Here is an 8901-nt window from a genome sequence, read left to right as displayed (position 1 = left end):
GGCTCGACGTGTTCGAGCGCGAACCCGAACTCGAACCAGGATTGAGCAGCCTCGATAACGTGCTCGTCGTACCGCACATCGCTTCCGCGACGATCGAGACGCGCCTTGCGATGGGCAAGATCGCAACGGACAACGTCATCAGCGTGCTGAAAGGCGAAAAGCCGCAGACCTGTATCAACCCCGAAGTATTGCGCTCCGCGGCGTAACAGCTTGTCGCTGCCGCCAATGATTTAAGAAGAACTCATTGAAGAGGAAGTCATGGCAAAAGTTGGTTTCATCGGTCTGGGTGTCATGGGTGCGCCGATGGCCGCCAATCTGCAGCGCCAGGCACTGATGGGCGGCTTCGCGGCGTCGCGGATTCTCGAAGTGCACGGCGAACGGCATGAGCCAGCTCGACCACTCGGCTCTGTGCAGGGCAATCGAGTTGCTGTCCAGCCACGAAATCGCCAGCAACTACGCCACCTATAGTTGTGAATGGAATGGACTGGGCAGGCCATACGCTGCCCAGCGTTTCCTTCTCGCGATTACCGTATTGCGCGTGCTGATCGTATGCGCATCGTATTGATACATGGAGGTTTGTCTCATGAGTTCAGAACCCGGCAAGATCGCATTGATCACTGGTGCAGGTAGCGGTATCGGACGCGCTACCGCTCGCAAGCTGTTTCAGCACGGCTACCGTGTAGTGCTCGCTGGACGAAGCAAAGCACCCCTCGAGGCGCTAGCCGACGAGGCGCAGCAACTCGGCCACGAGGCACTTGCTGTTCCAACCGACGTCACCGACGCCGCTAGCGTCGCCGCCCTCTTCGACGCGATACGACAGCGCTACAACCGCCTCGATCTTCTCTTCAACAATGCCGGCCGTGGCGCACCGGCCGTCGATATCGACGAACTCAGTCTGGACGATTGGCGCGCCGTCGTGGACACGAATCTGACGGGTGCCTTCCTCTGCACGCGCGCTGCCGTCGCGTTGATGAAAACACAACTGCCGCGCGGCGGACGTATCATCAACAACGGCTCGATCTCCGCGCACGCGCCACGTCCGAACAGCATCGCCTATACGGCCACCAAGCACGCGATCACCGGCCTGACCAAATCGACATCACTCGATGGACGCAAGTACGACATTGCCTGCGGACAGATCGACATCGGCAACGCTCTCACCGACCTGGCGGCACGCATGGCAAAAGGAGTGCCACAGGCCAACGGTGAAATTGCCGTCGAACCGCTGATGGATGTCGAGCACGTCGCCGGTGCGGTCCTTTATATGGCCGATTTGCCACTCGATGCGAACGTGCAGTTCATGACCATTATGGCTAGCAAGATGCCGTTTGTGGGGCGTGGGTAACGAAAAGACAACGGCTGCGGGCGCGTGGCGCGGCCTGTGTCTGCGGTGCGCAGCTTGCGCATGGGAGACGATTCTTGTGGGCTAAAGAGTCAGCGTTTCGTGCGCCTTGACGATCTCGCTTGCCACCACCTCGATCTGCTCGCGCTTGAGCATCGCCTTTGAACGTAGCAACTGATACGCGTGTTCTTCCGACACGCCGCGCCTTTCCATCACAAGCTGCGTGGCCTGCTGGATCACGCGAACCTTCGCTTGCTTCTTCTCGAGCCGCTCAATGTATCGATCGCGCTGACGCAATGCCTGACATTGCGTCAGCGCCACCGCAATCGCGGTCAGCAATCCGAATGAGCGCACCGGCGACGGTATCATCGCCAGCGCGTTCAGGCGCAGCACCGCTTCGACGGTGATCGGATTTTCGTAGGCCACCACCGGAATCACGGGCGGCGACATGCTGGTTCCGAGCCACGGAAAATTGACCGAGAGGGTTTCGGGGCGCATCGCCATCAGCACGAGCCCGGTTCCGAAGGGCAAGCAGTCGAGTGTCGGCCAGCAGACCTCCACGTCGCACCCAATGCGGTGGAGTTGCGCGAGAAGCTCCTCGCCATCCTGATCTCGCGGGTGAATCACAACAACTTTCAGCGAGCGCAAATCGCGCAGGATCGCCAAGCTATCCGCGGTCCACTTCATCGTTCCGCCCTGTACTCGCCATATGAGTTGCTTCCGATATGGATCCGGTTATAAAGAACATATGGCACGATGATTCCTTGGAGACGCTAGAGAGGAAATCGGCCGGGCGGGCGGGCATCCGGAAGCGCCATGTCGTCGTGGGGCCGAACCGCGAGCTTTCCGCTGGTGTAACAGCGAGCGTGTAGCGATGAGAGAAGATTACGTCGAGGCGGAGGGCGAATCTACTCTACGGTTGGATATGCCAATGCCGCGTTAGCGTACCCCGCTTATACGAACGTATAAGCGCAGCGAGGGGTGAACGCTTACGATTAACCGCCCGTCTCAGTAGATATCAGGACGGCGGTCCCGCAATACGTGATTAAACGCATTCAATTGGCGGTGCCGGCGCGCGTCGGCCAGATTCACCGACGCCACCAGAATCTCTTCGTCCGTTGAACTGGCAGGACCGGCCGCCGGCCAACCTTGCGAGTCGACAATCAGGCTGCGTCCAAGAAACGGCTGGTCGCGTTCGACGCCGACCCGGTCCGCCGCGGCCACGAACAGTCCGTTCGAATGCGCGCCGCCCATCGCCAGCAGATTCGCCATCACGGGCAAATCGGCCGGCTGCGCAGGCATCGGTACCCAGTTGGTCGGCACGCACAGGATGTCGGCGCCCCTGGCAGCCGCCATCCTGAACACTTCAGGGAACCAGATGTCATAACAGATCGCGCAAGCCACCCGGCCGAACGGCGTATGAAACACAGGCATGCCGAGGTTACCGGGTTCGAAAAAGAGGTGCTCGTCACCCCATAAATGCATTTTGCGGTAGCCGCCCAGCACGCCACTCGGACCGATCACGGCCGCCGAGTTGTAGAGCGCATCGCCATCGCGTTCGGCATACCCGGCCACTAGCGTGACGCCCAGACGCGCGGCAAGCGTGCTCCATTGCCCAATCGTGTCGCCGTCCGCCAAGGCTTCGGACAGCGCGAACGCTTCTTCACGCGACTCGAATACATAACCCGAATTGCATAACTCCGGCAGCACGATCAGGTTCGCGCCGCGCGCATGCGCCTGCCCGATCAGTTCGATCGAGTGCGCCACGTTGCGCACCTTGGCCCCCACTTCCGGGCACATCTGCACGCACGCCACCGTCACCTTGCTCTCGTTACCTGTCGTCATGGCTGCACACTTTTCGCAATCGGCGAGCGCACCGCGTCCCAGCGGTGCACGCTTTCATAGGACGCGGCTACGCGCAGAATCGTGGCTTCGTCGAACGGTTTGCCGGCGATCTGCAGGCCGATCGGCAAGCCGCGCGAATCGAAGCCGCATGGCAGGGACAGGGCCGGCAAACCGGTCAGGTTGAATGGATAGGTGAGACGCCATGACGCCGCGAGCGGGCTCTCTTCCATGCCCCCAGTCACCACCGTTGCCTGTCCGCGCCGCCATGCGGTAACCGGCGACGCGGGCGTCACGACGACGTCGACGCGCTCGAAAACCGCCTTGAAATCATCGATCAGACACGCGCGCAACTGCTCGGCCTTCAGATAGTCCGACGCCGACACCATGCGGCCGATCTCGACGAGCGTGCGCACGTCGTCGGCCATCGCGGCGGTCGCGCCGCGCTGCAGGCCGCGATCGTGATACGCGCTCGACGACGCGAGTTCGATTGCGAAGATCGCGCCCAACCCGTATTGCAGATTGGGCACCTCGAAGTCGATCACCTGCGCGCCGAGCGCGGCGAGCGCCGCAATGGCGCGCTCGACTTGCGCCTCGACTTCCGCCTCGTTGGCGCCGAAGAAGTGATTGCGGCACACGCCGATGCGCATGCCCGCGATGCCGCCGTCCAGCGACGCGGTGTAATCCGGCACCGGTACGTCGGCGCTGCCGGGGTCGCGCGTATCGTGTCCGGCGAGCACGTTGAGCAGCAGCGCCGCGTCGCGCACCGACAGCGTCAACGGCCCCGCATGATCGAGCGACCAACTATGCGGCACGATCCCCGCGCGGCTGACGCGTCCGAACGTCGGCTTCAGGCCCACTACGCCGCACAGACTCGCCGGAATGCGAATCGAGCCGCCCGTGTCCGATCCGAGCGCGCCGTAGGCCATGCGCGCGGCCAGCGCCGCGCCCGAGCCGCCGCTCGACCCGCCAGGAATGCGCGACGGATCCCACGGATTGCGAGTGGGCGGCGTCTCCGTGCCCCACGCGAACTCGTGCGTGCGGGTCTTGCCGATCAGTACCGCGCCAGCCGCCCGCAGGCGCGCAACGGCGGCTGCGTCTTCGTTCGCGAACGTATAGCCCGGCGCACGGCTGCCTGCCGTGGTCGGCATGCCGGCCGTCAGGTAGTTGTCCTTGATCGCAATCGGCACGCCATGCAGCGGACCGCGCCGCACACCGCGCTTCAGTTCCTCCGTGCATTGCTCGGCTTCGGCGCGCGCGGCCGGGTTAAGACATTCATAGGCCAGAACTTGCGGATCGAGCGCGGCGATGCGCGTGAGCAGCGCGTCCATAACGTCGGCCGGCGAAACCTCGCCCGATACAATGGCCGCGGCGATGGCGGTGAGATCGTCGTTCATGCTTCGCCCTTGGTGGAAGGTCCCGCATAAGCGCGCGCCGGATCGAACACGACCACCGGGTGCACATCTGACCGATCGAGTTCTCGTAACTTGCTAATCTCCGCGAGAATCGGCTCGTAGGTGGCGAGGTTGTGCGCCACGCGCTGCGCAGCGAACTCGACGCCGAGCCACCGGGCGAGCACCCGCATGTCTGCATCCAACGGCTCTGTTGCGCCCGGTCTCGATTGCGGCGGCGTCAACAGCAACTCGGTCACGGCGGCCGGCGGCGCACGGCCGGGATCGTCGCGTGTGGGCATCCCTTCGACGAACGGGACGAACTGCCGCTGCGCCACCTCGAACACGCGCCGCAATTCGGCGACCGGCTCGTGATGTTCGTCGACCCGCAAATCGAGGTGGGCATAAGCCTCGTTGCGCACCACCTTGAGCGCCGCCGATTGGCGGCCGCGCTTGTCGCCGCCGGCGGCTTGACCCGCTTCGAGCGCGCGCATCAGGCGCTCCTCCAGCGCGAGTTCGCCGCTCGCCTCATACGCGGCGAGCATCGCATCGAGCGTCCCGGCGCCGGTCAGCATGTTGCCCTGAATCGTACAGGACGTGCCGCTGCGCTGCCCCGCCCAACCCGTACATTGCGAACCGGTCCAGCACGCGCTTTGACCATTGCGGCCGACAATGCCGAGCTGCCGCAGATCCGCGGCGGCATCGTCTTTCAGTACCCGCTCGAGCGCCTGTTCGGCGCTCACGCCCTGATCGAGCAAGTCAAGCGCATCGAGCGCGAGATACGGATTGACCCAGGATTGCGTCGACACCGCGCCCACGCCGGTGCGCAGATACACGCACATCGCGCCGACCGCCGGCACCGCCGTGCTGACCGCCACGCCCAACGCGCCGGTCCGCGCACAGCGCGCGACGATGGAAAACGTCATGGCAAACTTTCCCCTTAGCGTTACAGCGACAGGAAACGCGAAACCGTGGCTTGCGCCGACGTATCCGCCGTGTCACCGGCCGCCGGAATCTCACCCAGTTCGAGCACCGCGTAGCGATTCGCGACGGCAAACGCAAAATGCACGTGCTGCTCGACCAGCAGCATCGTCGTGCCGGCACTGTCCCGCTCGCGGCTGAGAATGCCGACCAGCCGTTCGATCACCGACGGCTGCATGCCCTCGGTGATTTCGTCGACCAGAATCAGCTTCGGCTGGCGAATCAACGCCCGCGCGACCAGCAGCATCTTCTGCTCGCCGCCCGACAGCGTGCCCGCTTTCTGCTTGAGGCGGTCCTTCAGAAACGGAAAAAGATCCTCGATACGCTCGAAAAGCGGCTTGAAATCGCGATCCCGCATGAGGGCGAGCTTCAGGTTGTCTTCGACGGACAAGTCCTGAAACAAGGCCTTTTCCTGCGGGATGTAAGCGACGTCGCGCCGCGCGATCCGGTTCGGCGGCACGCCCGTGGTCCGCTCGCCGAACAGCGCGATGTCGCCGCTCTTCGGGCGAATGAAACCCATCAGCGTTTTCAGCAAGGTCGATTTGCCCATGCCGTTCTTGCCGAGAATCGCCACCACTTCGCCGCGCGCGAGCGTGAGGTTCAGGCCCTTGAGCACCATCGCCTCGCCGTACCCGCTGTGCAGCGCGTCGACCTGAACAATCGTCGATGCATTCATGCGTCCGCCTCCGGCTGACTGGCGGCGGTATGCGCACCGCCCGCGTACACCGAGCGCACGAGTTCGGAGTGCACGACTTCTTCGACACCGCCGTCCATCACGATGCGCCCCTGGTGCAGCACGACGATGCGCGAACTGATTTGCTGCACGAAATCGAGGTCATGCTCGACCAGCAGAAGACACATCCGATAGCGCGACGACAGTTCCACGAAAATCTCGCCGATCTGCGTGCGCTCCTGTTTCGTCAGGCCCGCGGTGGGTTCGTCCAGCAGCACTGTGCGCGGTTCGAGCGCGAGCACCATCGCCAGTTCAAGCGCCTGCTTCTGGCCGTGCGACAGGTAGCGGCACTCGCGGTCGAGAATCCGGTCCAGTCCCGTCAGCCGCAGCACGTCGAGGGCCGGCTGCGGCAGCGCGAGTACCGGGTCGCGCTGCCATTTCGACGGCGTCTCCACCCGATAGCGCGCAACGCGCAACGCCTCACCGACGCTTAGCGATTCGAACACCGTCGCCGTCTGGAACTTGCGGCCGACGCCAAGCGCCACGCAGTCGTACGGCGCGAGCGTGCGGATCTCCGTGCCGCCGATCTCGACTGTGCCGCCCGAGCGTTCCGCGCCGTCCGCAATGCAGCGCATCAGCGTGCTCTTGCCCGCGCCGTTCGGTCCGATCAGACTGAGCAGCTCTCCGGCGCGCGCGTCGAAGCTGATGTCGTCAAGCACCTTGAGGCTGCCGAAATGCTTTTGCACCTGTTTGATCGATAGCGCCACATGGGGGTTGTCCAGCATGCCGTCACCGCGCGGCGGGGCCGCGACCAGCGTCACCGGCGCGGGCGCCGCACGGCGGCGGCGTCGCGGCAACACCTGGCGCGCTGCGCCGGCTACGAGCGGCGCGAGCCCCCGCGGCATCGCCACGATCACGACGACGAACGCCACGCCCACCAGCAGAGTCCAGACATAAGGCAGATTGCCGCTGAGATAGGCGCTGCCGACGTCGATCAGCATGGCGCCGACAATTGGCCCGATCAGCGATCCGCGCCCGCCGAGCGCGACCCAGATGACCAGTTCGGTGCCGAACACAAAACCGGCGTATTCCGGCGCCACCACCATCTGCACGCAGGCAAACAGAAAGCCCGCGAACGCGGCGATGACCGCGCACGCGTCCATCAGCCGCGCCTTGTAGCGCGACACATCGATGCCGAGATACTCGCAGCGTGCTTCGTTTTCGCGGATGGCGACCAGCAGTTGCCCCGCATCGCTGCGCACGAACATCCACGCCACCACGGCCAGCAAAACCAGCAATGCGCCCGCGATGAAGAACCAGGCTTCAAGCGGAATATCGAAGCTGTCGAAGCCGGACAGGCCGCTGCTCGACCCGGTGAACTCCCCGCCCGAATAGATGCACTGAACCAGCACGATCGGCAATACGAGGGTGACGACCGAGGCGTAGAGCGGCGATGCCCCGTGATAAAACGCCAGCCAGCTGACCGCACGCGACACGATCCAGGCTGCGGCGACGCCGGCGGCGAGCGCTGCCGCCGCAAGCGGAAACGAAAAGCCGACATGCGTGAAAATCAGACCGGCCGCGTAAGCGCCGATGCCGAAAAATGCCGACTGCCCGAATGTGAGGATGCCGGTATAGCCCCACAACAGATCGACGGTCAACGCGACTGCCGCATACAGAAACGCGCGGATCAGGTTGTTGACGAGGAAGGTCGGCAGCGTGATGCTGCATATGGCCAGAACGACGAGTGCAACGACGCCGATCGCTGCCGGCCCCTTCCACGGCGAAGCCACCGCGGTGCGAAACGGCAGGGCGGAAGCGGGATCAGCCACGTGCGAAGCCCTCCGGTCGAACGCGTAACAACAAAGCTGCGAGTACCGCGATGGTCAGACCGCCGAGCACGGGATTGACGAAGGTGCTGACCAGCACCTGCGCGCCGCCGAGCACCACGCTCGCCACCGCAAGACTGACCAGCGACGAACCGGACACCAGCACCAGCATGAACGCGCCGACGATCCACAGCACGCCCATGTTCGGATCGACGCTGGCAAGCGGCGTAATCAGACAGCCCGCGGCCGACGCCAGCGCCGCGCCGGTGCAGAAGGTCATGAAGCGCACGCGCGAACTGCTGATGCCGAGCCCGCGTGCGAGCGCTTCGTTCATGATCACCGCCCGGGTCTGCAAGCCGAGCCGGGTGCCGTTGAGCAGCCAGCCGAGCGCGAGCGCAACCAGCGCGGCCACGCCGACCAGAATCAGCCGGTAGGCCGAGTACTGAGTACCGGCGAGCGAGATCGCGCCGTCCACCGGACTGGCCACCATCTGCACGCCGCGGCCGAACGCCAGCGTGATAAGCTGGCCGCCGATGATGCCCAGACCCCAGGTCGCCAGTATCGCGTCGAGCGGGCGCGCGTACAGCGGACGAACGATGAACCGCTCGACCGCCATCCCCGCCACGAAGCCGATCGCGAGCGCGCATGGCACGCCCCACCACCAGTTCAGGCCGGCGTGCTCGACGAGCACGCTCGCATAGCCGCCCGTCGTCAGAAACGCTCCATGCGAGAAGTTGATGATCTTCATCACGCCGAAGACCATCAACAACCCCGCCGAAACGATGAACAGGATGGCCGCCGTGGTGACGACATCAAGCCCGAGATTCAGCATTGCCGGGACTC

General features: G+C 64.3%; 8 protein-coding genes and 2 pseudogenes. 3 read left to right on the top strand and 7 right to left on the bottom strand.

What is annotated here, in order from left to right:
• From GNZ13_RS33240 to GNZ13_RS33230, 3 genes and pseudogenes are all read left to right on the top strand, one after another.
• Positions 1-206, top strand: a pseudogene (locus GNZ13_RS33240) (D-glycerate dehydrogenase); the annotation flags it as partial.
• A gap of 115 nt (positions 207-321) precedes the next feature.
• Positions 322-448: pseudogene (locus GNZ13_RS52945) on the top strand (2-hydroxy-3-oxopropionate reductase); the annotation flags it as partial.
• A 135-nt stretch (positions 449-583) separates the two neighbouring features.
• Positions 584-1345 (top strand): SDR family oxidoreductase, encoded by a 762-nt coding sequence (locus GNZ13_RS33230; protein WP_172172437.1) that lies wholly within the window; start codon positions 584-586, stop codon positions 1343-1345.
• An 81-nt stretch (positions 1346-1426) separates the two neighbouring features.
• Here the strand turns inward: GNZ13_RS33230 and GNZ13_RS33225 are convergent, their stop codons facing one another.
• From GNZ13_RS33225 to GNZ13_RS33195, 7 genes are all read right to left on the bottom strand, one after another.
• A complete protein-coding gene (locus tag GNZ13_RS33225) occupies positions 1427-2029 on the bottom strand; it encodes an ANTAR domain-containing response regulator (RefSeq protein ID WP_172172435.1) in 603 nt (200 codons plus the stop codon).
• A 321-nt stretch (positions 2030-2350) separates the two neighbouring features.
• Positions 2351-3187 carry a nitrilase family protein gene (locus tag GNZ13_RS33220; protein ID WP_172172433.1) on the bottom strand — a complete coding sequence of 279 codons (837 nt, stop codon included), beginning with the start codon at positions 3185-3187 and terminating at the stop codon, positions 2351-2353.
• Entirely contained in the window at positions 3184-4581 is a 1398-nt protein-coding gene (locus tag GNZ13_RS33215; RefSeq protein WP_172172431.1) for an amidase, read from the bottom strand. Before GNZ13_RS33215 ends, GNZ13_RS33220 begins: the two co-directional genes overlap by 4 nt.
• A complete protein-coding gene (locus GNZ13_RS33210) occupies positions 4578-5501 on the bottom strand; it encodes a DUF1028 domain-containing protein (protein ID WP_172172429.1) in 924 nt (307 codons plus the stop codon). The genes GNZ13_RS33215 and GNZ13_RS33210 overlap by 4 nt, the downstream gene beginning before the upstream one ends.
• A gap of 20 nt (positions 5502-5521) precedes the next feature.
• Positions 5522-6232, bottom strand: a complete 711-nt coding sequence (locus tag GNZ13_RS33205) for a branched-chain amino acid ABC transporter ATP-binding protein (protein ID WP_172172427.1) — start codon at positions 6230-6232, stop codon at positions 5522-5524.
• A complete protein-coding gene (locus GNZ13_RS33200) occupies positions 6229-8061 on the bottom strand; it encodes an ABC transporter permease subunit (RefSeq protein WP_328807336.1) in 1833 nt (610 codons plus the stop codon). The genes GNZ13_RS33205 and GNZ13_RS33200 overlap by 4 nt, the downstream gene beginning before the upstream one ends.
• A complete protein-coding gene (locus GNZ13_RS33195) occupies positions 8054-8887 on the bottom strand; it encodes a branched-chain amino acid ABC transporter permease (RefSeq protein ID WP_216675125.1) in 834 nt (277 codons plus the stop codon). Before GNZ13_RS33195 ends, GNZ13_RS33200 begins: the two co-directional genes overlap by 8 nt.
• Positions 8888-8901 lie beyond the last annotated feature (14 nt).

It is taken from the genome of Paraburkholderia elongata (genome assembly GCF_013177735.1).
Classification (GTDB): Bacteria; Pseudomonadota; Gammaproteobacteria; order Burkholderiales; family Burkholderiaceae; genus Paraburkholderia; species Paraburkholderia elongata.
Note: the sequence above shows the minus strand (reverse complement) of the source record. Positions and strands in the feature narration are given on the sequence as shown.

Bases quoted from the DNA above. Each gene is read 5' to 3' on its own strand.
- GNZ13_RS33230 (WP_172172437.1), top strand. From the start codon at position 584: ATGAGTTCAGAACCCGGCAAGATCGCATTGATCACTGGTGCAGGTAGC.
- GNZ13_RS33225 (WP_172172435.1), bottom strand. From the start codon at position 2,029: ATGAAGTGGACCGCGGATAGCTTGGCGATCCTGCGCGATTTGCGCTCG.
- GNZ13_RS33220 (WP_172172433.1), bottom strand. From the start codon at position 3,187: ATGACGACAGGTAACGAGAGCAAGGTGACGGTGGCGTGCGTGCAGATG.
- GNZ13_RS33215 (WP_172172431.1), bottom strand. From the start codon at position 4,581: ATGAACGACGATCTCACCGCCATCGCCGCGGCCATTGTATCGGGCGAG.
- GNZ13_RS33210 (WP_172172429.1), bottom strand. From the start codon at position 5,501: ATGACGTTTTCCATCGTCGCGCGCTGTGCGCGGACCGGCGCGTTGGGC.
- GNZ13_RS33205 (WP_172172427.1), bottom strand. From the start codon at position 6,232: ATGAATGCATCGACGATTGTTCAGGTCGACGCGCTGCACAGCGGGTAC.